Annotated in this window: 25 protein-coding genes and 3 tRNA genes; 8 read left to right on the top strand and 20 right to left on the bottom strand. The window is 43.7% G+C overall.

Annotated features, from left to right (window positions below; all coding sequences use genetic code 11):
• Positions 1-4: 4 nt before the first annotated feature.
• Positions 5-1,855 (bottom strand): protein translocase subunit SecD, encoded by a 1,851-nt coding sequence (gene secD / locus D0T92_RS05965; protein ID WP_151051141.1) that lies wholly within the window; start codon positions 1,853-1,855, stop codon positions 5-7.
• Positions 1,856-1,928: 73 nt separating this feature from the next.
• On the bottom strand, positions 1,929-2,225 hold the full coding sequence (yajC, locus tag D0T92_RS05960) for a preprotein translocase subunit YajC (protein WP_151051139.1): 297 nt from the start codon (positions 2,223-2,225) through the stop codon (positions 1,929-1,931).
• Between the two features lie 184 nt (positions 2,226-2,409).
• Here yajC and D0T92_RS05955 point away from each other — a divergent pair, with 184 nt between their 5' ends.
• Entirely contained in the window at positions 2,410-3,459 is a 1,050-nt protein-coding gene (locus D0T92_RS05955) for a histone deacetylase family protein (protein WP_151051137.1), read from the top strand.
• Positions 3,460-3,528: 69 nt separating this feature from the next.
• Here D0T92_RS05955 and D0T92_RS05950 read toward each other — a convergent pair whose 3' ends face one another.
• Positions 3,529-4,185, bottom strand: a complete 657-nt coding sequence (locus tag D0T92_RS05950; RefSeq protein ID WP_151051135.1) for a DedA family protein — start codon at positions 4,183-4,185, stop codon at positions 3,529-3,531.
• Positions 4,186-4,418: 233 nt separating this feature from the next.
• Here D0T92_RS05950 and hda point away from each other — a divergent pair, with 233 nt between their 5' ends.
• Genes hda through cutA form a run of 3 tightly spaced genes read left to right on the top strand, consistent with a single transcriptional unit; the run spans position 4,419 to position 6,092 of the window.
• On the top strand, positions 4,419-5,087 hold the full coding sequence (gene hda / locus D0T92_RS05945) for a DnaA regulatory inactivator Hda (RefSeq protein ID WP_151051133.1): 669 nt from the start codon (positions 4,419-4,421) through the stop codon (positions 5,085-5,087).
• Positions 5,084-5,752, top strand: a complete 669-nt coding sequence (locus tag D0T92_RS05940) for a histidinol-phosphatase (RefSeq protein WP_151051131.1) — start codon at positions 5,084-5,086, stop codon at positions 5,750-5,752. The genes hda and D0T92_RS05940 overlap by 4 nt, the downstream gene beginning before the upstream one ends.
• A gap of 16 nt (positions 5,753-5,768) precedes the next feature.
• Positions 5,769-6,092 carry a divalent-cation tolerance protein CutA gene (cutA, locus tag D0T92_RS05935; protein ID WP_151051129.1) on the top strand — a complete coding sequence of 108 codons (324 nt, stop codon included), beginning with the start codon at positions 5,769-5,771 and terminating at the stop codon, positions 6,090-6,092.
• Positions 6,093-6,198: 106 nt separating this feature from the next.
• Here cutA and D0T92_RS05930 read toward each other — a convergent pair whose 3' ends face one another.
• The 5 genes from D0T92_RS05930 to gloB all read right to left on the bottom strand — a co-directional run bounded on the left by D0T92_RS05930 (position 6,199) and on the right by gloB (position 10,775).
• Positions 6,199-6,456 carry a hypothetical protein gene (locus tag D0T92_RS05930; RefSeq protein WP_151051127.1) on the bottom strand — a complete coding sequence of 86 codons (258 nt, stop codon included), beginning with the start codon at positions 6,454-6,456 and terminating at the stop codon, positions 6,199-6,201.
• A gap of 605 nt (positions 6,457-7,061) precedes the next feature.
• The gene (gene thiD, locus D0T92_RS05925; protein WP_151051125.1) at positions 7,062-7,883 is read right to left on the bottom strand and encodes a bifunctional hydroxymethylpyrimidine kinase/phosphomethylpyrimidine kinase; all 822 of its coding nucleotides are present in this window, start codon (positions 7,881-7,883) and stop codon (positions 7,062-7,064) included.
• A gap of 343 nt (positions 7,884-8,226) precedes the next feature.
• A complete protein-coding gene (locus D0T92_RS05920) occupies positions 8,227-9,051 on the bottom strand; it encodes a sulfite exporter TauE/SafE family protein (protein ID WP_151051123.1) in 825 nt (274 codons plus the stop codon).
• Positions 9,052-9,112: 61 nt separating this feature from the next.
• Entirely contained in the window at positions 9,113-9,874 is a 762-nt protein-coding gene (gene pssA, locus D0T92_RS05915) for a CDP-diacylglycerol--serine O-phosphatidyltransferase (protein WP_151051121.1), read from the bottom strand.
• Positions 9,875-10,025: 151 nt separating this feature from the next.
• Positions 10,026-10,775 carry a hydroxyacylglutathione hydrolase gene (gene gloB, locus D0T92_RS05910; protein ID WP_151052999.1) on the bottom strand — a complete coding sequence of 250 codons (750 nt, stop codon included), beginning with the start codon at positions 10,773-10,775 and terminating at the stop codon, positions 10,026-10,028.
• A 197-nt stretch (positions 10,776-10,972) separates the two neighbouring features.
• On the opposite strand from gloB, the gene D0T92_RS05905 reads away from it, so the two are divergent.
• Entirely contained in the window at positions 10,973-11,656 is a 684-nt protein-coding gene (locus D0T92_RS05905) for an energy-coupling factor ABC transporter permease (protein ID WP_151051119.1), read from the top strand.
• 39 nt (positions 11,657-11,695) lie between these two features.
• Here D0T92_RS05905 and scpB read toward each other — a convergent pair whose 3' ends face one another.
• From scpB to ptsN, 5 genes are all read right to left on the bottom strand, one after another.
• Positions 11,696-12,313, bottom strand: coding sequence for an SMC-Scp complex subunit ScpB (scpB, locus tag D0T92_RS05900; protein ID WP_151051117.1), 618 nt, complete (start codon positions 12,311-12,313; stop codon positions 11,696-11,698).
• 34 nt (positions 12,314-12,347) lie between these two features.
• Positions 12,348-13,295 (bottom strand): ribosome biogenesis GTPase YlqF, encoded by a 948-nt coding sequence (ylqF, locus tag D0T92_RS05895; RefSeq protein ID WP_151051115.1) that lies wholly within the window; start codon positions 13,293-13,295, stop codon positions 12,348-12,350.
• 205 nt (positions 13,296-13,500) lie between these two features.
• Positions 13,501-14,346 (bottom strand): RNase adapter RapZ, encoded by an 846-nt coding sequence (gene rapZ, locus D0T92_RS05890; protein ID WP_151051113.1) that lies wholly within the window; start codon positions 14,344-14,346, stop codon positions 13,501-13,503.
• Positions 14,327-15,289: an HPr(Ser) kinase/phosphatase gene (gene hprK / locus D0T92_RS05885; RefSeq protein ID WP_151051111.1), complete on the bottom strand. Its 963-nt coding sequence runs from the start codon at positions 15,287-15,289 to the stop codon at positions 14,327-14,329. The genes rapZ and hprK overlap by 20 nt, the downstream gene beginning before the upstream one ends.
• Before the next feature lie 2 nt (positions 15,290-15,291).
• The gene (ptsN, locus tag D0T92_RS05880) at positions 15,292-15,741 is read right to left on the bottom strand and encodes a PTS IIA-like nitrogen regulatory protein PtsN (protein ID WP_151052998.1); all 450 of its coding nucleotides are present in this window, start codon (positions 15,739-15,741) and stop codon (positions 15,292-15,294) included.
• Positions 15,742-16,221: 480 nt separating this feature from the next.
• Between ptsN and D0T92_RS05875 the strand changes: the two genes are divergently transcribed.
• Positions 16,222-17,286, top strand: coding sequence for a 2,3-butanediol dehydrogenase (locus D0T92_RS05875; protein ID WP_151051109.1), 1,065 nt, complete (start codon positions 16,222-16,224; stop codon positions 17,284-17,286).
• Positions 17,287-17,549: 263 nt separating this feature from the next.
• On the opposite strand, the gene D0T92_RS05870 is transcribed toward D0T92_RS05875, so the two are convergent.
• From D0T92_RS05870 to D0T92_RS05850, 5 genes are all read right to left on the bottom strand, one after another.
• Complete coding sequence (locus D0T92_RS05870; protein WP_191963607.1) at positions 17,550-18,881, bottom strand: transferrin-binding protein-like solute binding protein; 1,332 nt, start codon at positions 18,879-18,881, stop codon at positions 17,550-17,552.
• Between the two features lie 348 nt (positions 18,882-19,229).
• Positions 19,230-19,306, bottom strand: a tRNA-Asp gene (locus D0T92_RS05865).
• 12 nt (positions 19,307-19,318) lie between these two features.
• Positions 19,319-19,394, bottom strand: a tRNA-Val gene (locus tag D0T92_RS05860).
• A 133-nt stretch (positions 19,395-19,527) separates the two neighbouring features.
• Positions 19,528-20,115 (bottom strand): GTP cyclohydrolase II, encoded by a 588-nt coding sequence (ribA, locus tag D0T92_RS05855; protein WP_151051105.1) that lies wholly within the window; start codon positions 20,113-20,115, stop codon positions 19,528-19,530.
• Positions 20,108-20,800 carry a hypothetical protein gene (locus tag D0T92_RS05850; protein ID WP_151051103.1) on the bottom strand — a complete coding sequence of 231 codons (693 nt, stop codon included), beginning with the start codon at positions 20,798-20,800 and terminating at the stop codon, positions 20,108-20,110. The genes ribA and D0T92_RS05850 overlap by 8 nt, the downstream gene beginning before the upstream one ends.
• Positions 20,801-20,958: 158 nt before the next feature.
• Here D0T92_RS05850 and D0T92_RS05845 point away from each other — a divergent pair.
• Positions 20,959-21,043, top strand: a tRNA-Leu gene (locus tag D0T92_RS05845).
• Positions 21,044-21,381: 338 nt separating this feature from the next.
• Entirely contained in the window at positions 21,382-22,458 is a 1,077-nt protein-coding gene (locus D0T92_RS05840; RefSeq protein WP_151051101.1) for an ATP-binding protein, read from the top strand.
• Positions 22,459-22,524: 66 nt separating this feature from the next.
• Here the strand turns inward: D0T92_RS05840 and ispD are convergent, their stop codons facing one another.
• Together ispD and dnaQ are read right to left on the bottom strand one after the other, a co-directional pair.
• The gene (ispD, locus tag D0T92_RS05835) at positions 22,525-23,202 is read right to left on the bottom strand and encodes a 2-C-methyl-D-erythritol 4-phosphate cytidylyltransferase (protein ID WP_151051099.1); all 678 of its coding nucleotides are present in this window, start codon (positions 23,200-23,202) and stop codon (positions 22,525-22,527) included.
• Positions 23,199-23,918, bottom strand: coding sequence for a DNA polymerase III subunit epsilon (gene dnaQ, locus D0T92_RS05830; RefSeq protein ID WP_151051097.1), 720 nt, complete (start codon positions 23,916-23,918; stop codon positions 23,199-23,201). The genes ispD and dnaQ overlap by 4 nt, the downstream gene beginning before the upstream one ends.
• Positions 23,919-24,190 lie beyond the last annotated feature (272 nt).

The raw sequence follows: 24,190 nt of genomic DNA, 5'->3' as shown, positions 1-24,190 counted from the left end.
TTGCTTACTCCTGACCGGCTGCTTTATTGGCAGGCTTCCAAACCGTACCAATAGAAATCTGTTGTAATTTGCGGCGGCGGCCGTACCAAAGATTAACCAACGCACGGGAAACCACAACCGATGAATACATCGAAGTCAGAATACCGAGACAGTGCACCACGGCAAAACCGCGCACAGGGCCGGAACCAAAAATCAGCAGTGCAATACCGGCAATCAGCGAAGTAATATTTGAATCGACAATGGTCGCCCAAGCATTTTGATAACCAATATTAATAGCCTGCTGAGGTGGAATACCATCATTCAATTCTTCGCGGATACGCTCGTTAATCAAAACGTTGGAGTCAATCGCCATACCCAGTGTTAAGGCTAAGGCAGCAATACCGGGCAGTGTCAGCGTGGCTTGCAATGCCGATAAGATAGCCAATAAAAATAAGATATTGGTACTCAAGGCAATAGTAGAGAACACGCCCATTAAACGGTAGTAAAACACCATAAACAAGGCAACGACAGCGAAACCCCATAAAGTGGAATTAAAGCCTTTTTCAATATTCTCTTTACCTAAAGACGGGCCGATAGTCCGTTCTTCAATAATTTCCATCGGAGCAGCCAGTGAACCGGCACGCAATAATAACGATGTATCATTGGCTTCAGCGGTCGACATGCTGCCTGAAATCTGTACGCGACCGCCGGTAATGGCCGAACGGATAACCGGTGCGGTCACCACTTCCGCTTTACCTTGGTCGATTAATACCATTGCCATACGTTTGCCGACATTTTGCGATGTCAGATCGGCAAAGATGCTACCACCGGTACTGTCCAAATTAATATTGACAGAGGGCGCACCCTGTTCGTCAAAACCGGGCTGGGCATCATTGATATTGTCACCTGTCAGCTCGACTTGTTTGTTGACCAAAGTCGGCTGCGGCATCTCACCTGCAGTATAAAGCAGGTCATAACCATCCGGTACGTTACCGACTAAGGCCGCCTGAATCAGTGAAACATCATCGGATACCATACGCACTTCCAAAGTCGCAGTACGGCCGATAATGTCTTTGGCCTTAGCGGTATCCTGCACACCGGGTAATTGCACCACAATGCGCTCGGAACCTGACTGTTGAATAACCGGTTCGGCCACGCCCAATTCGTTGACACGGTTATGCAAGGTGGTGATGTTTTGTTTCAATGCATCGCTGCGTACTTGGTCAAGCAATTGCTGGGAAAGCGTCAGCACCAAATTATTACCCTGCGGCGTTAACGTTGCCTCGGGGAAAAAGTCACGTAGTTTGGGTAATGCTTTTTCCAAGTCTGCCGCTTCACGGAACGGGACGGTCAAGCTGTTTTGCGTACGGCGGATAGTTCCGCTACGGATTTTCTGGCGACGTAGCTCGCGGCGGATATCGCCTGAATAACGCTCGAATGTTTTCTGAATTGCCGCTTCCATATCCACCTGCATGGTGAAATGTACCCCGCCACGCAAGTCCAAGCCCAAAAACATCGGATTGGCATTGATTTTAGCCATCCATGTCGGACTGTCGGCCAAAAGGTTAAGTGCGGTAATATAGCCTTCACCTAAGGCGTTTTCTACCACATCACGGGCTTTTAATTGCGTTTCGGTATCTTTGAAACGGATTTTTAAAGAATTATCGACAATAAACATACCGTCAGTCGGAATCTTAGCCGTCTGAAGGGCTTCGGCCACACGGGCCTGGGTTTGATCGTTGATAACAATGGATTGTCGGTTGGTGGATACCTGTACGGCAGGTGTTTCACCAAATAAATTAGGCAATGTATAAATAATGCCTAAAATAATGGTGAAAGCAATCAGCAGGTATTTCCAAAGCGGATAGCGGTTCATGGTAAACCTTCACTTACTGTATAAAGACAAACAGCCGCGGCAGAGATGCAGCGGCTCTTAAGGGTAGAAATAATTATTCAACTTTGCTGGCAATAGCGTTGCGTTCGACTTCAACTTCTACATTGCGGGCGATTTCCACAGTAAAAAACTGCTCGCCTACTTTATTAATCGTACCTTTGAAGCCTGATGACAACAACACTTTATCGCCACGTTTCAACTCAGCAATCATCGCTTGATGGGCTTTGAATTTTTTTTGCTGGGGTCGCATAATTAAAAAATAAAACACCACCAGAATCAGCACCAACGGGGCAAATTTTACGAATATATTGGGTTGGGCTGCGGCATCGGCGGCATAAGCAAAATCAATCATATTGTCCATTCCTTATATAATGATCGGGGCAAACTGTTTGGATTGCCGTCGGAAATAAGCTATTCTAAAGGGCGGTGCAGATTTTTCCAAGCAGTTTCCGCCCACCATGTGCCATATTTATAACAAGGCCGTCTGAAAAATACTATCTATATATTGTAAAACAATGATTTGCGGAAAAACGTTTATGAACAGAATAATACGGTATATGCGTTCGAGATTACGCCACTTTATCGGCAAACAGGCCAAACCCATCTGGATAAGCCACCCTATTTTTACAGAAAGCTCAATAGATATTTCACATCCCGAATCGCCGCAACGGATTCCAGCCATTGAAAAAGAGTTAAAAAAACAAGGTATCTGGAAAACCTTGCAAAAAATTAAAGCTCCTGAAATAGAAGATAGCAGATTGGCTTTGGTACACCCCCGTAAATATCTCCATTTCCTTGAATCCGTACAACCGCGCAAAGGTAAAATCTACCGTTTAGACGACGATACGGTTATGGGCAACCAATCATTACTTTCCGCCCGTTATGCCGCCGGAGCGGTGGTCAAGGCTGTGGATATGGTCATGAAAAAAGACGCTTTTCATGCTTTTTGCGCCGTCCGCCCGCCCGGTCATCATGCGCAAAGCGACAAGGCCGGTGGTTTTTGTCTGCTGAACAATGTGGCAGTAGGCGCAATGCACGCCATTTCACGTTTTCGTCTACAACGGGTTGCCGTAATTGATTTCGATGTCCATTATGGCGACGGTACGGCAGAAATTTTTAAAGACGACCCACGGGTATTGTTTTTAAACTGCTACCAGCAAGATTTATACCCATTTCCACCTCAATGCTGCGATGGCGATGATGCCTATTGCGTCAATATTCCGTTTCTGTCACAAACCGGCAGTAGCGTTTTCCGTGAAGCCATCCGTACGCATTGGCTGCCCAAACTCAAAGCATTTAAACCCGAATTGATTTTACTTTCTGCGGGTTTTGACGGCCATGAACACGATGAAACCGGCCGTATGAATTTGAACGAAGCCGATTATGCTTGGCTGACCGATAAAATTATTCAAACAGCATCAAGTTGCAAAGGTCGGATTGTATCCGTTTTGGAAGGCGGCTACACTTTAGACAGCCTTGCCAAATCGGCAGCAGCACATCTGCATGTCTTAGCCGGATTGGGGCAACCCGAATATGCGCTTCAATATGAACGGCTTTTAGAAGATCAAGCAACTAAAAGCAATTAAATAAGATTGATGTATAAAGAAAGCCGTCTGAAAAGTTTTCAGACGGCCTCCTCACATTTAATAATTAAGTTAGTTACCCGATTCACGCTTGCCCGCACGTTTGGCACGGATAACCTCAATAACGCCGGGCAATACCGAAATCACAATAATGGCACCGAGCACCAAACCAAGATTATTTTTCACCACCGGAATATTGGCGAAAAAATAACCGGCATAAGAAAACAACACCACCCACAATACCGCACCAATAATATTAAAGCGGATAAACCGACCATAGTGCATATTGGCCATACCGGCTACAAAAGGCGCAAACGTACGCACAATCGGCACAAAGCGGGCGATAATAATGGTTTTGCCACCGTATTTTTCATAAAACTGATGGGTTTTATCCAAATAGCGGCGTTTAAAAATTTTAGAATCCGGATTGGCAAAAAGTTTGGCACCAAAATATTTACCAATTAAAAAGTTAACCGCATCACCAACAACCGCAGCCAAGATCAGCAATAAAACCATCACATGAATATTCATTTCACCGATAGCGGCAATACCACCGGACGCAAACAACAAGGAATCACCCGGTAAAAAAGGCGTTACCACCAAACCGGTTTCACAAAAAATAATTAGAAACAAAATAGCATAAATCCATACACCGTATTGAGAAGAAAGTTCGGTAAGATGCTGATCAATATGCAAGATAAAATCAATAATGGCAGAAAAAAATTCCATTAGCGTAAGCTTCCGTATAAGTGGGCAAAGGCCGTCTGAAAAGATATAAACGGCATGATAGCGTGAGTTTGAATGTTTTAAGACCCGATTGGTTTCCCTTGTATTTTATTAGGCCGTTATTTTAAGTAAAAGCCTGCATTCTACCAAACAAACAGCCGGCGGTGCGGCTTGATACGCTTTGCCGAAACAACGTACAATGTGCCGTCTGAAAGACATTAAAACAGCCTAATTCCGTGAACCAGCTTATTTTTGATTTTGCCACTCAGGATTATCCTTCGTTTGATAAATTCTTAGGCACGGCCAATGCCGAACTTTTGCACGTTTTGCAACAGCAACACGGGCAATTTCTTTACGTTTGGGGGTATGAAGGATCGGGTAAAAGCCATTTATTAAAAGCATGGGTGGCACAAGCCGTAGCGGCCGGTAAAAAAGCCGTATATATCGATGCACCGCAAACACCGCTTTCCGAACAAATTCTCGATGCCGAATATGTGGCCGTCGATCAAATCGACAAACTCAGTGATAACGACCAAGCCCTCTTATTCGCCTTATTCAACCGTTTCCGAAACAGCAATCACGGCTTTTTATTACTGAGTGCCGATGTGCCGCCGCAACAACTTGCCATTCGGGAAGATTTACGCACACGGGTGGGCTACTGTCTGATTTATGATGTCAAACCTTTGAGCGACGAAGAAAAAATAGATGCATTAGTCAGCATGGCTGCCGCACGCCAGTTAGTTATCACACCGGAAATCTTCCGCTATCTGCTCAACCATTGGCGGCGCGATATAAACAGCCTCATAAAAATGCTCGACCGCCTCGATCATTACGCTGTATCTATGGGCAAACGCATTACCCTGCCCCTTTTGCGCGAATTGCTGAAACAACAGGAAACAGAATGAAAAACCTTGCTATCTTCGATTTAGACAACACCCTCATCAATACCGATTCCGATCATTCATGGCCGCAATACCTAATGGAAAAAGGCGTGGTTGATATTGAATATACCCGCAAACAAAATGATAAATTTTACCGCGATTATCAAAACGGCTGCTTGGATATCGATGAGTTTCTCAAATTCCACCTTGAGCCTTTAAGCCGCTTCAACCGTAGAGAGCTGGCCGCCATGCACCAAGAATTTACCGAAAAATTCATCAGCCCACATATTTCCCCGATGGCAAAAATGTTGGTACAAAGCCACCGCAATGCCGGCGACGAACTATTGGTCATTTCTTCTACCAACGAATTTATCATCACCCCGATTTGTCATTTGTTCGGCATTAAAAACATTATCGGCACGCAACTGGAAACCGATGCCGACGGCAACTACACCGGCAACTACATCGGCACCCCCAGTCTGAAAGAAGGCAAAATCACCCGCCTAAACGAATGGCTGGCAGCACGCGGTGAAACGCAAGAAAGCTATGGCAAAATTTATTTTTACAGCGATTCTAAAAACGATTTGCCTTTGCTGCGTATCGTTAGCGACCCCGTTGCCGTCAACCCCGATGAAACCTTGCAACGGGAAGCCGAAGAAAAAGGCTGGCCCGTATTAAACTTTAAATAACACAAGGCCGTCTGAAATGCCGCAATTCAAACCCGTTATCGTTACCACAACCACACCGACCCGCGAAGAAGCAGAGCGTATCGGCGGTTTATTACTGGCACAGCAACTGGCCGCATGTGTGCAATATGAATCTATTTTCAGCCAATATATATGGGAAGGCAGCTTGTGTCGCGATGAAGAAATCCGTATCGTTATTAAAACCGCACGCTGCCACTATAAAGCTATTGAAAAAATAATTGTGCAAAACCATAGCTATGACTGCCCGCAAATCATTATGCAACCTATAAGCAGAGGCTTTATTCCCTATCTGCGTTGGATGAAAACCCAATTAGGTTTGTAAATCCAATCAGTCTCTAAAACACCTTCTTTTTATCCCATAGAAAACAGACCGTCTGAAACCTTTCAGACGGTCTATTTATCATCTTATATGTAAATCTTTAAATTTCTTAGTTACGTCTTTCGGTACGGCCTAAAAATTGATAACCATCATCTACGGCAACCTCGCTGCTACCGGGAAAACTGAATTTAATGCTATCATCATTTTTACCTGCTCGTTTCATACCGTCATATTGAACAGCTTGCAATCCAGTAATTTCACCTGAATTATTGGCATGATTGTAAGCCGGCAAATGAGCACCACGGGCAGAAGCAAAAGAAGTGGCTAAAGTAGCTAAAGCGGCGAAAGTAAGCATTGTTTTTTTCATGATAATTGTCCTTATGATGTATTTTTAATTTAGGTTGATAGTTAGGAAAAAGTTTTAAACTACTGTCTGCTTTGTTGATGTGCGTATTGTATGGAACGACTGGAATTTGATAAATACCGATTTTATTTAACATTCATTTCCTAATAAGAAATCTTAAACCACTATTAAAATGACAATATAAAAGGCCGTCTGAAAGATTTCAGACGGCTCGTCAATCAATAGCTAATATCAGTTATAAAGCCACGAAGCTTGTTATAACTTTAAAGACGCAAAAAAGCCGTCTGAATCCAGACGGCTTAAATTTCCAAACATAAAAAAAGCAATTAAATAGCTTTAAGCATTAGGCACCTTTGCCATTTGCATGATTACTATCATCAGGTTTTGGGGCGTTAAATGCCCGTTTCGCTGCCTGAAAAATAGTTTGACGTCTGCGATGTTGCATTATCGTCTCCTTTCATTATTGTTGTCATTAATATCGGATTAAAGCAATATAATGGCATTAGACATTTATTACAAGCCTTATTTTGATAAAGAATGTTTATTATTGTATGAATTTTTTATTCTTATATAAAGCAGGTAGAATGCAATAATTTCATATAATCTAATTAATCTCGGTAGTGCCGCCAAAAATGTGCCAACGGCCCCGAGCCTTTACCGACCCGCCAACCTGCGCCCGCCTCTATTGCCCCATGTAAATATGTTTTAGCGGCAGCCACTGCTGTATTCAAGCTGGTGCGTTGCGGGCGTAAAGCAGCAATAGCGGCGGCAAGTGTACAGCCCGTTCCATGTGTATTTATGGTGTCAACACGACTGCTGCGGAAGCATTGCGGATCCTGGTCATCTGCCAATAACCAATCACTGGCCTCTTTGCTATCTACCCAGTGACCGCCTTTCAAGAGAACTGCTTCTGCACCTTTTTCCATTAACTGTCTACCTTGAGACAGCATTTCCTCTTCATTTTTTGCCAGTGCATTGCCTGTCAACTTTGCCAATTCATCAAGATTAGGAGTAATCACATCGGCTAAGGGCAAAAGCTCTTCACACATTACGGCAACGGTATCCTCCAAGGCTAAGCTATCACCTGATGTTGCCACCAAGACAGGGTCTAAAACCAAAAAACCATTATTGTATTTACGCAATGCGGCAGCAACGGTTTTTATGGTTTCGACATTGGGCAACATACCGATTTTAACTGCATCAATACGGATATCCGAAAATACCGACTCGCATTGTGCCGCTATAATTTCAGGCGGAACCGTATGCACGGCCTGCACGCCCTGCGTATTTTGAGCGGTAACAGCAGTAATTACACTAGCACCGTATGCACCAAGTGCACCAAATGTTTTCAAATCGGCTTGAATGCCGGCACCACCACCGGAATCCGAACCGGCAATGGTGAGCGCTCGAGTTATCGGTTTGCTGGGCATAGTTTTCCTCATCAATGAAAATATATCTTTTTATAGTCAATATATAGCTTAAAAAAGCCGACTCAACCGAGCCGAATAATGTTCATAATCGTGTTGGTTTACGAAATATAGATATTATTTTTTTATTTTGGTTTCAAATACAATACATAACATTTCAAATGAATATTGCTATTCAAAAAACTTCCCTGAATATCAATAACTTTAAAGCAACCCTGTATTTGAAAAAATCAAGATTCAGTCAGCCATTCAACATTAGCCAAAGGCCGTCTGAATAATAAGACACCGCCAAACACAATCAAACCAGCATGGCTATGATTGAACCAGGACAGCAATAATTTTATGATTAAATAATTTTAAGCAGCATTCTTAAAGCAATCGCCAATAGCAATATGGCAAATGCCAATTTAAGTTTGGCTGGTGGCAGTTTATGGGCAGCTTTTACACCAATAGGTGCGAAAATAACTGTTGCAGCGCTCAAAATAGCTACGGCTGGAAGATACCAAAAACCCAAAGTCCCTGCCGGCAATCCACTGACATTCCAGCCGGAGTAAAGATACCCCAAGGCACCAGACAGCGCTATCGGCCATGCCAACCCGGCTGAAGTACCGACTGCTTTATGAACCGGTACATTACAATACATTAAAAACGGTACCGATAAAGAACCACCCGCAATACCGACCAAACTCGATATCACACCAAACAAAATACCTGTTCCGCTTAAACCAACCTTTCCCGGTAAGCCTCTTGATGATTGTGGCTGTGGCTTTGATTTCGGTTTCATATCCAATAAGGTTTTCACAGCCATAAAAACAGCAAAAACAATAAAGAAAATCTGTAAACTTTTATTCGGAATATATTTAGCCACAGACGAACCGACCAAAGCACCCACAATCATGCCGGGCGCCATATGGATGACCACTTGCCAATCAACAAAACCTTTACGTTTTTGCGCCATCAAACTCGAAAAAGTGGTAAAGACCATAACGGCAAATGAAGTACCCACGGCCAAATGCTGAGCATGAGCCATCTGATCCAAACCTTGGAACTGCAAAACCCACAGCATCACCGGCACAACAATCATACCGCCGCCGATGCCGAGCAACCCTGCGATAAAACCGGCAAAACTACCTACCGCAAGCATGACGATAATCAATTGAATATCTAACATAAGTATTCTTCTTTAGGTGCCGTAACACGAATCGGCTAGTTGTATTTATCTGCCATCATTTTCAGACGGCCTGTGTATTCCGGCGTTTTTTCAAGCATTTCCATAGATACATCACATAGCCCGAGAGACTGTATGCCAAGAAAAATAAAAATAATGCCAATGAAGGCTCCAAAGTTACGACTGCTAAAACCAACATAAACATAATCATGGTATAAAACGGTACTTTTTGGCGCACATTGACTTCTTTAAAACTCCAGAATGGAATCTGAACCACCATCGAAAGCCCTGCAAACAAAGTAATAATCAAGCAGATCCAAGAGGCAAAAGGAATTTCCCCATAGCTGTGATTCACCCAAATCATACCGACAATCAAAGCGGCTGCCGTCGGACTGGGAATACCGATAAACCAACGTTTATCAACTTTGCCGATTAAAGTATTAAACAAGGCCAAACGCAAAGCGGCGCAGGCGCAATAAATAAAAGCCACCGAATAACCGAATTTACCAAACTGCCACAATTGCCATTTATAGGCAATCAAAGCCGGAGCAACCCCGAAGCTGACCATATCGGCAAGGCTGTCAAGCTGTTCGCCGAAAGCACTCTGACTATTGGTCCAACGGGCAATCCGGCCGTCCATGCCATCTAGCAGCATCGAAATAAAAACAGCAATGGCTGCCGTTTCATAATTCCCGTGCATGGCCTGCGTGATGGCAAAAAATGCCGAAAACAAAGCGGCCAACGTAAACGAATTGGGCAGCAGGTAAATGCTGTTTTGAGCAAAAGAGTCTCTGAATCGGGGGGGTGGATTTTGCTGAATAGTCATTATTATTCCGTAAGCCGTTTCAAAAATTGAATCAATCTGGGGCCGATTATAACGCAAGCCGGCGCCATGCCGTAAATCCGTTCTTATATTATTCCCAATCCGGATATTATCGTCATTTTATACAGATAGCCTTGCAGCCGAATATTTGTATTCAACTGTTATTTTTCATTTCCCTCATCGCGGCAAATACTTCCAGCTCGCTGTTTAAGGGCTGTCCGCACCAATCCGCTACATTCGAAACAATAGCCGCTTTGTCGGTTCTTAAGAAAGGGTTGACTTTTCTTTCATGCGCCAAGGTAACGGGCAGGGTCGGCGTATTTTCGGCTTCGGCAAGGGCGGCGGCAATATCGCTATTGCCCGGCTCGACACGGGTGGCAAAACGTAGATTGGATGCCGTATATTCGTGCGCGGGATAAAACAGGGTTTCCGGCGGCAGACTGTTATAGCGTTGTAGAGAGGTAAACATCTGCTCTGCCGTACCGGTGAATACACGGCCGCAACCGGCGGAAAATAAGGTATCGCCGCAAAAAACATGCAGGCCGTCTGAAAGTTTGAGCAGGTAGCCGATATGGGTATCGGTATGGCCGGGGGTTTCCCATACTTCGGCATCATAACCGCCGAAAGTTAAAATACTGCCGTCGCGAACATATTCATCCGCCTCTTTAATATCGCGGTTGCCATAAACTTTGCATTCCGGAAAAACCTGTTTAAGTTCGGCAATACCACCCGTGTGGTCGCGATGGTGATGGGTTACCCAAATTTGCGTTAAGGTTAAACCGTGTTCTTTGAGAAAATGCAATACGGGCGCGGCTTCACCGGGGTCGATACAGACAGCCTGATTCTCATATATGACAACCCATATATAGTTATCGCTAAAAGCGCCTACGGGGGTGATACGGATATTTGGCATGTTTATTCCTTTTCAGACGGGCTGAATACCGTCGGTTTTTATAAGCTTATTATATTCAAGATAGAGCCAATTTAAGCATTTACGTTCGCAATGAATACCGGCATCATCATACGGTCATCAACCCTTATCGTTATCGGAATGGCTTTACGATATAATCAGGCCGTCTGAAATCAATTTATCGGATATTAATGAATTTTTTAGCCGAGTGGTTCAATCCCATCTTGCTTATCGCGGCTTTATTATTGTGGATAGGCATATTGGCGTTTACCGCGAAATCCGCCTTTACAACAGCAGCGCATAATCCCATCGCTGTTGTGGTATCGGCGTTCAGCCTAACGGCATTATGGTATCTCAATGCCGGAATAGGTGGCGGCCAACTGGCGGGCATGAGCTATCACTTAATCGGCATTAATTTGGTGGTGTTGATGCTGGGCGCACCGGCCGCTTTATGGTTGGGCACGCTACTGCTGATTCCCTATATCGGCTTTAACGGCACGGGCAATCTGATGTCATTAGGGCTGAATGCACTTTTTCTATTGCTGCCCGCCGTTGCCATCAATATCTTATTCCGCCGTATCGCAGCCCGCCTACCCGCCAACCTGTTTATTTATATCTTTTTAAACGGTTTTCTTGCTGCCGCGGCAGGTATGCTGCTCACCGGCTTATGTATGGTTTTATTATTGGAAACGGTTGATGCTTTCACCCATGAAGTATTGTGGACATCCGCTTTTCCGGTTTTCTTTCTGCTCTCATGGGGCGAAGCCTTTTTAAACGGTATTTTCACCGCTATTTTTGTCGCCTTGAAACCGCAATGGCTGGTGACTTTTGAAGATTCGCGTTATTTGCAAAGCCATAACCAAATCTGGAAATAACCCCCAAAAACCATTAAGGCCGTCTGAAACGAATATTTGTTATGACAAAGAATTTTCTTGAGGCTCAACCTCTTCAACTTGTACTTCCGTAGTTTCATCTTGGCTGACACGTTCCGCCGCAATCTCGGGTAAAACCAGTTCGCCCAATTCCGTTAACGGCGGCAGTGATTCCAAACTTTCCAACTGCAAATCACTTAAAAATACCGAAGTAGTCGCCCATAATGCCGGGCGGCCTATCGAATCGCGATGGCCGATAACTTCAATCCAGCCCCTGTCTTGCAGGGTCTGCATCACATTTTGTGATACCGCCACCCCGCGAATGCCTTCAATATCACCGCGCGTAACCGGCTGCTGATACGCAATAATCGCCAAGGTTTCCATTACCGCCCGCGAATAACGCGGCGCACGCTGCTCTTGCAGACTGCCAAGCCGTTCAAATGCCGCTTGCGCAATTTGAAAACGCCAACCTTCATGGGTATGCACTAATTGCAAGGCTCGATTTTGCCAGCGGGTTTTCAAAGTGGCCAACACATCAATCAGCTTATCTTGTGACAAAGGTGGCACACACAATTCACGCATGGTTTTCTCACTCAACGGTTCGGTTTGCGTTAACAGTGCGGCTTCAATCAGTGCATCAGGTAGGATTTTTTCAGTCATGATTTAAATCGTGTGCAATAAGGTTTCAGACGGCCTATTTTTCATTTTCAGACGGCCTATGCCCTTTTCTTTCAGCTTTACGCGCTTCGCGCAGCGCTTTTAACTCGGCTTCTTTCTGGCGGGCTTTTTTAAGCCACGCTTCCCATTGATTCGGTGTTTCCAGTGTAATCCTACCGATTTGGCCGTCACGAAAATCGGTTAACACATTTTCAGCGGCTTTCTGATAATTAATACGCCCGCCGCTTAAAATAGTTCCGCGTTTTTTGGCCACCCATTCCAGCCATTCATTATCGTTCCAATGGCTGGAAGCATCTTTATCGGCCTGATAACGGGCTTGCAATAAAGGAAGATAATGGCGGCGCAAATAATCCAGCAATTCCAATGCTACTTCTTCCTCATCCAACGCATTCCTGCCGACGGCACCGCTGGCTGCCAAATTATAACCGCCCTCTTCCACAATAATTTTCGGCCACAACATACCCGGCGTATCATAGAGCCAGAAGTCGTCCGCCAAAAACAAACGCTGCTCGGCTTTGGTAATCCCCGGTTCATTACCGGTTTTAGCCGATTTTTTCCCGGTCATGCCGTTAATCAATGTCGATTTACCGACATTCGGAATACCGCAAATCAAAACGCGCAACGGTTTATCAATCCCGCCGCGATTCGGCATCATGGCACGGCAGGCGCGGGTAATTTTTGCCGTGGCCGCCGTTTCGGAAGAATCCAGCGCAATGGCCTGCGTATCCGGCAGATTGTTATAGTATGCCAGCCAAACCGCTGTTCGCTCCGAATCGGCAAGGTCTTGTTTATTGAGAATCTTCAATTTCGGCTTGCCCCGGGAAAGCTGTGCCAGCAGCGGGTTTTCACTGGATGCCGGCAATCGGGCATCCAACATTTCTACCACCATATCAATACTTTTAATACGCTCGGCAATGGCTTTTTTTGCCTTATTCATGTGGCCGGGAAACCATTGTATGGCCATATTTATTCCCTTTAAAATTTCAAAAGATAGAAGGCCGTCTGAAAACAACGGCAGCACTCATAATAAAGTAACGAATCAGGCAGCCGATAACGGCTGCCTGTCGTATTGTTGGGATTATAACATATTGTATTTAGCTTTAATTTCTTCATTTTTTTCAGACGGCCTCCTTAATTTATACGGCAACAGGCCGTCTGAAAACACACTGTCAAATCCGTGTCAGCTGGCGGTGACGAACCAGTAATTCGTATTGCCCTTTTAAACGTTCCGCCAAAGTCTCGACAACATAAACCGAACGGTGCTGCCCGCCGGTACAACCTATCCCAATGGTTACATAACTTTTGCCCTCTACCTGCATTCGCGGCAGCCAACGGTTCATAAAACCGCTAATATCATCAATCATTTCCCCAACTTCCGGCTGTGCCCCCAAATAATCTTGAATAGGTTTATCCATGCCGCAGTAAGGGCGTAATTCGGTATCGTAATATGGATTGGGCAGGCTACGCATATCAAATAAAAAATCTACATTGGTCGGCACACCGTATTTAAAGCCAAACGACTCCAAAATCACCAACAAGCCCTTACGCTCGAGTTTCAGCCATTTTTGTACGGTATAACGCAGCTGCTGGGCATTCATTTTAGATGTATCGATACAATAGGCCAATTCTCTCAAAGGAAACAGCCATTCGATTTCTTTTTGTAAACTTTCCAAAAGTGTAAAAGTTTGGCCTGAAAGCGGATGGCTGCGACGTGTTTCGGAAAAACGACGTATCAAAACACTTTCCTCTGCCTCCAAAAAAAGGATTTCGACGTTATGGCCTTGATCACGCAACAGTTGAAGCTCATGTTGCGCCTCTTTAATATCAATGCGGGAACGGATATCAATACTGATGCCCAACTGCTTATTACCACTATTTTCATTGTGATATTGCACTAATCTGGGCAGCAGGCTGATAGGCAGATTATCGACACAATAATAACCCAAGTCTTCCAAAAGTTTGAGCGCAACAGACTTTCCCGAGCCAGAAAGCCCGCTAATCAACACTATTTTCATGATTGCTTTCGTCTTCTTTCAACATAGTTTGGTGGCGCTCTAAAAACTCTTTGGTGCTGTCTTTTCCGCGTAGCTGCAAAATATAATTACGCACGGCCGCCTCTACCAATACCGCCAAGTTGCGACCAATCGCCACAGGTAGCGTTACCGAACGCACATTCACATCTAAAATAGATTCGGTTTCGGTGCGGATACTCAACCGATCAAGCCGTTTCATATATTCATCATCCGCCGGAACCAAATTAATAATCAATTGTAATATTTTTTTCGGCCTGATAGAGGTTTCACCAAAAATATGGCGGATATTGAGCACGCCTAATCCCCGCACTTCAAGGAAATCACGTAACATCGGCGGGCAGCGGCCATCTAAAGTTTCCGGCCCGGTGCGGTATAGCTCTACCGCATCATCGGCAATCAAACTGTGTCCGCGTGAAATCAATTCCAAGGCCAATTCGCTTTTACCCAAGCCAGACTCACCGGTAATTAACACACCGATTTCAAACACATCGAGAAACACACCGTGTTTTACCGTAGAAACAGCCAATACTCTTTGCAGATAAATCCGCAATACATCCATCAGATACGGGCTTTCCCGTTTTGAAACCAATAGTGGAACATTATTGGTATGGCAATAGTCGCGTAAAACAGGGGGTACCGGTAAATCATTGGCTACAATCGCCAACGCCATAGGTAAGTCAAAAAGCGCATCAAACCCAACGGCAGTTTCCCCTGCCTCCATACGCTGGAGATACTCCACCTCAGCCACGCCCAATACCTGCACTTGATTGGGATGGATGAAATTCAAATGGCCGACCAACGCCAAAATGGGTTTGTCGGCCTTTACATCAATACGGTTATCAGCACCGGCGGTACCGGCTGCCCAACCCAGCTGCAATTTACGCTGGTTATCCTGATAAAGACGGCGTACTGAAACACTGGGCATGGTTATTCTTCACTTAACAGCCGTTGTACTTCTTCTGCAGAAGAGGCTGCCATTAAAGCATCGCGTACGGCTTTTTGAGAAAATCTACCTGCCAACTTAGATAATACTTCCAAATGTTCGTTAGTGGCATTTTCCGGCACCAACAACACAAAAATCAGCGAAACAGGTTTACCGTCGGGTGCATCGAAAGGCACAGGCTCTTGGGTACGGAAAAATGCACCCACCGCCTTTTTAACCGAAGCATGGCGGCCATGCGGAATCGCAACCCCCTGCCCCAGTCCGGTCGTGCCCAATTTTTCACGGGAAAACAAACAATCAAATACATCGGCACGTGCCAACGAAGCCTCATTTTCTAACAAAAGGCCGGCTTGTTCGAAAACACGTTTTTTACTGCTGACATCCAAATCCAGCACAATATGGGATAAGGGCAAGATTTCGCTAATCAGACTCATATCATTCTCTTCAATTTTTAAAGCAAAACAGGAAGCGATTGTACCCACTGTTGGGTTAAATCTCAAATTTTTGCTTTAGGCTTTACACTTTATATCCAGTACCTTTAGTGACTGCTTTTATACAAACAAAAAATAATTGAATCTGCTACTAAAAAACCAAAATCAAATCCGCATAAATACTTAAAAACATCGGCATTCAATTTAAATATTTTTTACATATTAATAACAATAAAATATCACTTATCATTTTAATAAAAAATATTATTTTATATAAAATATAAATAGATAAATATTTTACTACTATTTTAATAAAATTAAGCTACCTATCAAAATTTCAGTGTTATCAGATACTCAATTTTGACCGTAATAAATTTAAACAATATCGATATATTACTGTCTAATTTATATAAACAAAATTTTAATGGTTTTAAAGAAAGCTATCTGTACCCACTCCTCAAACCAAAATACCGGGAGGTTAATATGAAAGCAGCACGTTTTTATGACAAAGGTGATATCAGAATTGAAGACATTCCGGAACCAACCGTAGAACCCGGGACTGTCGGTATTAAAGTCGCTTGGTGCGGTATCTGTGGCACCGACCTTCATGAATTTATGGAGGGGCCTATTTTCATTCCGCCCTGCGGTCATCCCCATCCTATTTCGGGCGAATCCGCCCCCGTCACTATGGGGCATGAGTTTTCAGGCGTGGTTTATGCCGTTGGTGAAGGGGTAGATGATATTGAAGTCGGCCAACACGTAGTTGTTGAGCCCTATATTGTTGCCGACGATGTTCCCACCGGACCCGGCGACAATTATCATCTTTCCAAAAATATGAACTTTATCGGATTAGGCGGCCGCGGAGGCGGTTTATCTGAAAAAATTGCAGTTAAACGCCGTTGGGTACACCCTATCTCGGATAAAATTCCACTGGATCAGGCAGCCTTAATCGAACCGTTGGCCGTTGGTTATCATGCTTTCGTACGTAGTGGTGCCAAAGAAGGGGATATCGCTTTGGTCGGCGGTGGCGGTCCAATCGGATTGCTGTTATCTGCCGTACTTAAAGCCAAAGGCATTACCGTTATCCTTACCGAATTAAGTGCCAAGCGTAAAGAAAAAGCCAAAGAAAGCGGCGTTGCCGATTATATTTTAGACCCGACTGAAGTGGATTTAGCAGCAGAAATCATGAAAATTACCGAAGATCGCGGTGTTGACGTAGCTTTTGAATGTACCAGTGTGAATAAGGTATTGGATTCTTTGGTCGAGCTTACCAAACCGGCCGGTGTGATCGTTATCGTTTCTATATGGAGTCATCCAGCTACGGTAAACGTACACGGCATGGTAATGAAAGAACTGGATATGCGTGGCACCATCGGTTATGTCAATAACCATCGTGATACGATTAAACTGGTTGAAGACGGCCTCATTAACCTTGAGCCGTTTATTACCCAACGTATCAAACTGGATGAGCTGGTATCCAAAGGGTTTGAAACTTTGATTCACAACAACGAATCAGCAGTAAAAATTATTGTAAACCCGAATTTATAAAATGATTGGTATATCGAAAACACAATAGTGATACACCCTGATAAAACAAGGCTGTCTGAAATATTTCAGACAGCCTTTTCTATATGTTTTGAATGATAAAAACGATAAAGTCAGGCGAATAACTTTCATCACTTTTTATTTCAGCGATTTTCAGAGATAAATAAAAACCTGCTAATCATTCTCAAAGAAAGAAAAATCAGCAGGCTTATTTACCATTTTATTTTAAACAATTAAATTTTAAACTTATTTATTTAAAATATATATTATTGGCGTTTAGCACCATAGCCACCAATCAGTTGTTGGTTATTACCGGATAAACCGTAAGTACCGCCGATTTCAGCAGCCGAAGCACCAAAGAACTTGCCATTCAATTCACCGCTCATACCATTAGCCGTATTAGCACTACCTTTAAAAGTATTACTATTGGCTTGCCAAGCAGCCAACCCTTTCATATTGAAATCTTTGGCATCAGTCGTTACACGAACATTATCTTTTAACTCATGGAATTGTGATTGACTGGTTTCAAAACGCAGGCTTTTCTTCGCAAAATCAGCAACCGCCTTCACATCTGCAGTTAATTGACGACGATTATCACCATTCGCCAAATAAGCAGTTGTCAGACCGGAATAAGTCGCCGTACCACTTGCGGGCATTGCTCCTGACGGAGTTTCAATACCGATGGTTTGATACGCATCAAGGATATTATTAGCCTCATCAGAATAATGGGCAAAAGTTTGATACTTCCAACCGATAGCAGATGGATCTCGTAAAACAATGGTTATACCATTTTTAGTACGTACCGCATAAACACCATCCCATTTACGGTCTAAAACCTTTTTATCTTTATCTTGTCGGTATGCTACTTCACGGTTTACATCAATATTAGCTGAGCCCTCTTTTCCAGTAGAAATAGTTTCTTGTGAGTTAATTTTACTAATCCGATCAATATCATTTTGGGAGTTATTAGGGTTTTCAAAATCATCTCTAAAAGTCAATCCCAACAAACCAATAGCATCTTGCTTAGAAAGATCCGTAGGCTCCCCTGAATCTTTTACAGCAATTTCTTTAATCAAAACGGATTGATTGCTCAACAGTTCATTATTGACCTTACGCAATTGCATATTAGGGTTGAATTGTTGCGCAGTGCCATTAATCGCCTCGCTTAAAAATGCTGTCGGCGCAGGAGATGGCTCGTTTAAAGCAGGTAAAGGACTATTATCTACAATATCATCAACACCACCAATACTATTATCATTACTATTATCATTTTTGTTGCTATTATTAAAGGCTTGTGCAGCCACTATCAAGCCATTTAATTTATCTATGCTTTCTTTTGGAACACTACCTTTTTGTACCTCAGATAATTGCTGATAATCATTCAAAGCTTTTTGTAATGCCGCGATATGCTCAGGTGCCAAGTTTTCGGCAGTAGGAAGTGCTTCAATTTCATTAATCACTTTTCTAGAAGCAATCGCGTTATTAACCAAATCACTATTTAAACCGATGCTGCCTCCGCCGCTTCCACCGCCACAAGCAGCCAATACGGCGGAACAAATTACAGTTAATACAATATTTTTAGCAGACATATTTTTCATAATATCCCTTTGTTGACAAGTGAGTAATCCAAACTTAGGCTGGCGGCCTAAAGTAACATTTAATTTACAATTAGCATCCAATTGTAAATATATGCACATTAAAATACAATCATCATTAACAAATATAGTTATATTTTTTCAAGAAATATACTCGTTTTGCAACAGAAATAATGGATTTAGGTTAAAGCAATACCGAATAACTTAATTGATTTATCACTAATTAAAAACTAAGTGTATAAGCTGTATATAGAAATACATCAGGCCGTCTGAAAACGTTTCAGACGGCCTGATAAATATTAAGCAAATAAAAAAGCATCAATCTGAAAATTGATGCTTTTTTAATAAGGTTGGCGGAGTGGACGGGGCTCGAACCCGCGACCCCCGGCGTGACAGGCCGGTATTCTAACCAACTGAACTACCACTCCGCACAGAAAACTTGGTGGGTGATGACGGAGTCGAACCGCCGACATTCTGCTTGTAAGGCAGACGCTCTACCAACTGAGCTAATCACCCGTATCGCTGTCAACACGAGAACGTGATTAAACCAAAATTCCCCATGCTATGCAAGCTTTTTTATACACCACAAACTATTTTTTTAACAAATATATGAAATTTAAAAAAATTAATTTTTTATCACTATGTATGCTTAAAATAGATGGCCGAGTTTTTCCGCCTTTGTGCTCAAATACTGCTGATTTTCCACATTCTTCCCGACCTGCAACGGCATACGTTGAACCACATTAATACCCGCATTGGTTAACGACTCTATTTTTTCAGGATTATTGGTCAGCAATTTCACTTCTTTCACGCCTAAATGGTCAAGGATATGCTTGGCCAAAGTAAAGTCACGGGCATCCACAGGCAACCCTAAAGCCAGATTGGCTTCAACCGTATCCAAGCCGTTATCTTGCAAATGATAGGCGCGAATCTTATTAATCAAACCGATACCGCGCCCTTCTTGACGTAGATAAACAATCACGCCGCGCCCCTCTTTTTGCACGGCCTGCATTGCCGCCTGAAGCTGCGGACCGCAATCGCATTTTTGAGAAAATAACGCATCACCGGTAAGACATTCCGAATGAACGCGCGCTAAAACTGCCTGCCCGTCGTTAATATCCCCCATCGTTAACGCAATATGTTCCTGCCCGCTCTCTTCTTCAAAGCCGTGCATGGTAAATACACCCCATTCGGTAGGCAACCGGCAAGAGGCGACAAATTTGAGTGGTTTAGTCATTTTTTATATCTTCTTGTATATTTTCTTGCGAATCTAATTTCAATAAAGCTTTCAAAGGATCAATTAAGGCTAAGGCCAAAGCCACCCAATCGGTTTGCACACTATCGTCTAATACGTCTTTTTCAGCATACTCGACATGCACAATGCCCAATACCGTGCCGTTTTCGGTAGCAACAGGTAAAGTGAGCTGGCTGTTGCAACGAAGATTATGATCGCCGTGCAATGCTTCCTGTTTGAGCCAATAAGGTATATCGGCGGCAATATTCGACCAACCGGTTTGGGCAGTGCGTACCGCTAAAGAAGAATCACTGTTTTCTTCGGTTACATCCAGTTTGGATTCAAGCGCCTGCCCTTGTGCAGTCAAAGACACTAAAGAGGGCCGCCCTTCTTTTTCAGACGGCATCAGCAAATAAACCGCCGCACTTTGCGGAGTGGGTTCGGCACGGCTGAATACGGAATCCAGCGCCATAAAAACCTGTTTTAACCATTTTTCATTTTCCGAATCCGGCTCAATATGATCAGACAATGCCATATCATGGTTTTCATACCACAACACTTGATGCTCTATGGCAGCCTGCCCTGCATTCATCACCGTTTGGGCGGCCAAATGTGCTATTCTAACCTCTTCTTCGGGCAACCGCATTCCTTGGGTTTGCAGATAATCTTTAATCAGTAAAATAGACATGGCTTCCTCTCTTTATTTTTAAACCCCGTTGAGGCCGCCTGAAACATTCAGACGGCCTCAACGGGGTTTAAATAGGTCTTTTATGTTATTTTTCAAGTAAACAATATTGCATCTTATACAACTTACGGTATAATGCGCTTCTTCAAATTTTAAATTCTGCGGAAGTGGCGAAATTGGTAGACGCACTGGATTTAGGTTCCAGCGCCGCAAGGTGTGAGAGTTCGAGTCTCTCCTTCCGCACCAAATCATAAAAAAACAGCCTTCTAAGGCTGTTTTTTTATGTCTGCCCAAACCTAAATTTCTACATTAATCTGCCTAAAGATTATCTACGGAAACACTATCCAATCAACATAAAATATTGGTATTCGTTGGATTTATTAGTAGATAAACTTATACAAGCTGCAAACCAAGCCACCAATATAATAACAAACAAACCGGTATACAAAGCCGTCTGAAAACCATTTAAAATCATACTATTTCTTGGCTTTTATTCTTCATTATCCACTTTTATACATTGTTTGTATAATTATACATTAAGTGTATAATATTATATAAAATCATATACCTGAAGGCAGCTGATTATGAAAGACCCTTTATTTTTCCATCGCAGAGAGTATGCCTCTAAGCTGATAAACAGCCTGAAAGACGGCATTACCCATGCCTTCACTTTATTCGCACCGCGCCGTATGGGTAAAACACAGTTTTTATTGCAGGATGTATTGCCGTTAGCCGAACAAAACGGCTTTAATGTGTTCTACTTTTCATTCATGGACAGCACCAACCCCGCCACTGATTTTCAGACGGCCTTGTATCAATTTGCCCAAAATATTCAAACAGGCAACAAAACCAAAACCTTTTTAAGCAGTATCAGCAAAATTGAAATCATGAGCGTGGGCTTGGAGCGCGAGTCGGACAAACCCGAAATCCCCCGATTATCCGACTTACTCAACCTCATAGCCGCAGACAACCAACCCAGTCTGTTATTACTGGATGAAATTCAAGAACTGGCACGCCTGCCCGATACAGACGGCTTAATCAGATCATTCAGAACAGGGCTGGATGTCAACCAAAACAAAATCAAAACCATTTTTACAGGCAGCAGCACCAACGGCCTGCGTGCCATGTTTAACGATAATAAAGCACCGTTTTTCCATTTTGCCCATGCTTTGGATTTTCCACTGCTGGGAAAAGACTTTACCGATTTTCTGGCAGACATTTATCAAAACAGAACAGGAAACAATATAGATAAAACAGCCTTATACGCATTATTCGAACGCCTATACCATACGCCCATGTATATGCGTGCGATCATTCAAGACATGATATTAAACCCGTCGGCAAGCTTGGCGGCGGCGGCGGCCGGCAGGATAGAAGAATTGAGGGCAAGCCATAACGAAATGAGTTTATGGCAACAAATGAAACCGCTTGAACGGGCGATTATCAGAGACATTGCAACCAATCCCTACACCAGCCCGTACAGCAGCGAAAACCGACGCAAATACGCCGCTATGCTTGGCGTAGCGACAATCAGCACCAGCAGCACGCAGGGCGCAATCAGGCGGATGGAAAGACATGACTGGATAAGCAGAGACGCAGGCGGCAGGCTGATTATCAACAGCCCCTTATTTAAAACTTGGATTATGGAAAATATCGAATAAGGCCGTCTGAAAAATATTGAAATATTAAAAAATCAAGATACTTCTTAATAACATATTAATATAAGATTAGCGCGCCAATAACAACCGCACAATATATTCGTCTTGCGGCAAAGTCAGCTTCAGATTACGGCTATCCCCTTCAACCAATAGCGGCTGAATACCGAGCATTTCAACCGCCGAAGCTTCATCGGTCACCGCATTTAAATCGGCTTCTGCCAATGCCCGTTTTAATAAGGCCGTCTGAAAAAGCTGCGGCGTTTGTGCCTGCCATAAACCGGCACGCGGTACAGTGGCTTGAATGTGTTTATCAGCCTGCGCCTGTTTTAAGGTATCGGCAACGGGTATCGCCAAAATACCGCCTTCCGAGCGATTTCCCGCCGCTTTCAGCAACCTATCCAGTGCATCCGACGGCAAACAACAGCGTGCGGCATCGTGAACCAAAATATTGTCTTCAGCTTGAGCCAAACCTTGCGCCAATAAAGCGTCTATACCGTTACGCACGGTTTGTGCCCGTGTAGTACCACCGCAATGCAATAAAACCACTTTCTCCGAGGCCGTCTGAAAAAAACGGTCTTCCGGCGCCAATACCACGGCAGTCAAATCAATATCACGATGTGCGGTAAAAATATCGACGGTGTGCTGCAACACGGTTTTCCCATTGATTTCAACATATTGTTTTGGTTTACCCGCCCCAAAACGTGCGCCGACACCCGCTGCCGGAATCAAAGCGATATTGCGTTTCATGCTCCCGCTTCCCCGCGCCACAAACATGCACCGCCAACGGCTTTATCCAAAGCATCCAAATAAGCTTCATGGGCAGATAATTCGGTTTCATCGGCCTGAATCACTTTCAAACGTGCCGGACGTTTTATCTCGGCAACCGCATGAACCTGCTCGGCTTCTTCACTGCCACTATCGGCCATTAAATCAAACTGGCCGCGCGTCATGGCAAGATAAACTTCGCCTAATAATTCGCAGTCGATTAAAGCCCCGTGATAAACGCGTTTGCTGCGATCCACATCGAAGCGGTTACACAAAGCATCCAAGCTAACCTTCTGCCCCGGAAACATTTCCCTTGCCATCGCCAAGGTGTCGGTAATGGTGCAACCCAATTCGTCTATGGGCGGCAAACCCATACGGCGGAATTCCATATCGAGAAAACCGACGTCGAACTTGGCATTATGAATAATCAATTCGGCGCCACGCAGATAGTCGGCAATTTCTTGGCCGACTTTGGCAAAAACCGGTGCGTTTTTTTCTTCCAGCTGTTCAATGGTAATGCCGTGTACGGCAGCCGCTTCCGCGGGCATATCGCGTTCGGGATGAACATAAAGGTGTAGCGAGTTTTCGGTAAACTTGCGGTTAATCATTTCCAAACCGGCAAATTCGACCAAACGGTCGCCGCTATTGGGATAAAGCCCTGTGGTTTCGGTATCGAGAATAATCTGGCGGGTATTCATAATAAACAATCATCAAAAGTATGCCGCATCATACTAAATGCCAAGGCGCTTTAAAAGCATTAAGGCAAAATCGGCGTGGCGGATACCAATAAAGCAAACTTATCGCCCGAACGGCCAATTTATTCTTAAAATTTGCACCAATAAAAATGTAGTCGCATGAAACCGATTGAAGATTAAAACCTTTTTTCATACAGGCACTAATAAAAAAGACGCACTTAAGCTATGGATTATTCCCCAAATTAATGGTATTTTCACTCTGGCTTTGTCCAAGT

Origin of the sequence: Neisseria zalophi, from assembly GCF_008807015.1 — a bacterium.
GTDB classification, from domain to species: Bacteria; Pseudomonadota; Gammaproteobacteria; order Burkholderiales; family Neisseriaceae; genus Neisseria; species Neisseria zalophi.
The sequence above is the reverse complement of the archived record's forward strand: the minus strand, read 5'-3'. Positions and strand labels throughout refer to the sequence as shown.

Bases quoted from the DNA above. Each gene is read 5' to 3' on its own strand.
- secD (WP_151051141.1), bottom strand. From the start codon at position 1,855: ATGAACCGCTATCCGCTTTGGAAATACCTGCTGATTGCTTTCACCATT.
- yajC (WP_151051139.1), bottom strand. From the start codon at position 2,225: ATGATTGATTTTGCTTATGCCGCCGATGCCGCAGCCCAACCCAATATA.
- D0T92_RS05955 (WP_151051137.1), top strand. From the start codon at position 2,410: ATGAACAGAATAATACGGTATATGCGTTCGAGATTACGCCACTTTATC.
- D0T92_RS05950 (WP_151051135.1), bottom strand. From the start codon at position 4,185: ATGGAATTTTTTTCTGCCATTATTGATTTTATCTTGCATATTGATCAG.
- D0T92_RS05940 (WP_151051131.1), top strand. From the start codon at position 5,084: ATGAAAAACCTTGCTATCTTCGATTTAGACAACACCCTCATCAATACC.
- cutA (WP_151051129.1), top strand. From the start codon at position 5,769: ATGCCGCAATTCAAACCCGTTATCGTTACCACAACCACACCGACCCGC.
- D0T92_RS05930 (WP_151051127.1), bottom strand. From the start codon at position 6,456: ATGAAAAAAACAATGCTTACTTTCGCCGCTTTAGCTACTTTAGCCACT.
- thiD (WP_151051125.1), bottom strand. From the start codon at position 7,883: ATGCCCAGCAAACCGATAACTCGAGCGCTCACCATTGCCGGTTCGGAT.
- D0T92_RS05920 (WP_151051123.1), bottom strand. From the start codon at position 9,051: ATGTTAGATATTCAATTGATTATCGTCATGCTTGCGGTAGGTAGTTTT.
- pssA (WP_151051121.1), bottom strand. From the start codon at position 9,874: ATGACTATTCAGCAAAATCCACCCCCCCGATTCAGAGACTCTTTTGCT.
- D0T92_RS05905 (WP_151051119.1), top strand. From the start codon at position 10,973: ATGAATTTTTTAGCCGAGTGGTTCAATCCCATCTTGCTTATCGCGGCT.
- scpB (WP_151051117.1), bottom strand. From the start codon at position 12,313: ATGACTGAAAAAATCCTACCTGATGCACTGATTGAAGCCGCACTGTTA.
- ylqF (WP_151051115.1), bottom strand. From the start codon at position 13,295: ATGGCCATACAATGGTTTCCCGGCCACATGAATAAGGCAAAAAAAGCC.
- rapZ (WP_151051113.1), bottom strand. From the start codon at position 14,346: ATGAAAATAGTGTTGATTAGCGGGCTTTCTGGCTCGGGAAAGTCTGTT.
- hprK (WP_151051111.1), bottom strand. From the start codon at position 15,289: ATGCCCAGTGTTTCAGTACGCCGTCTTTATCAGGATAACCAGCGTAAA.
- ptsN (WP_151052998.1), bottom strand. From the start codon at position 15,741: ATGAGTCTGATTAGCGAAATCTTGCCCTTATCCCATATTGTGCTGGAT.
- D0T92_RS05875 (WP_151051109.1), top strand. From the start codon at position 16,222: ATGAAAGCAGCACGTTTTTATGACAAAGGTGATATCAGAATTGAAGAC.
- D0T92_RS05870 (WP_191963607.1), bottom strand. From the start codon at position 18,881: ATGAAAAATATGTCTGCTAAAAATATTGTATTAACTGTAATTTGTTCC.
- ribA (WP_151051105.1), bottom strand. From the start codon at position 20,115: ATGACTAAACCACTCAAATTTGTCGCCTCTTGCCGGTTGCCTACCGAA.
- D0T92_RS05850 (WP_151051103.1), bottom strand. From the start codon at position 20,800: ATGTCTATTTTACTGATTAAAGATTATCTGCAAACCCAAGGAATGCGG.
- D0T92_RS05840 (WP_151051101.1), top strand. From the start codon at position 21,382: ATGAAAGACCCTTTATTTTTCCATCGCAGAGAGTATGCCTCTAAGCTG.
- ispD (WP_151051099.1), bottom strand. From the start codon at position 23,202: ATGAAACGCAATATCGCTTTGATTCCGGCAGCGGGTGTCGGCGCACGT.
- dnaQ (WP_151051097.1), bottom strand. From the start codon at position 23,918: ATGAATACCCGCCAGATTATTCTCGATACCGAAACCACAGGGCTTTAT.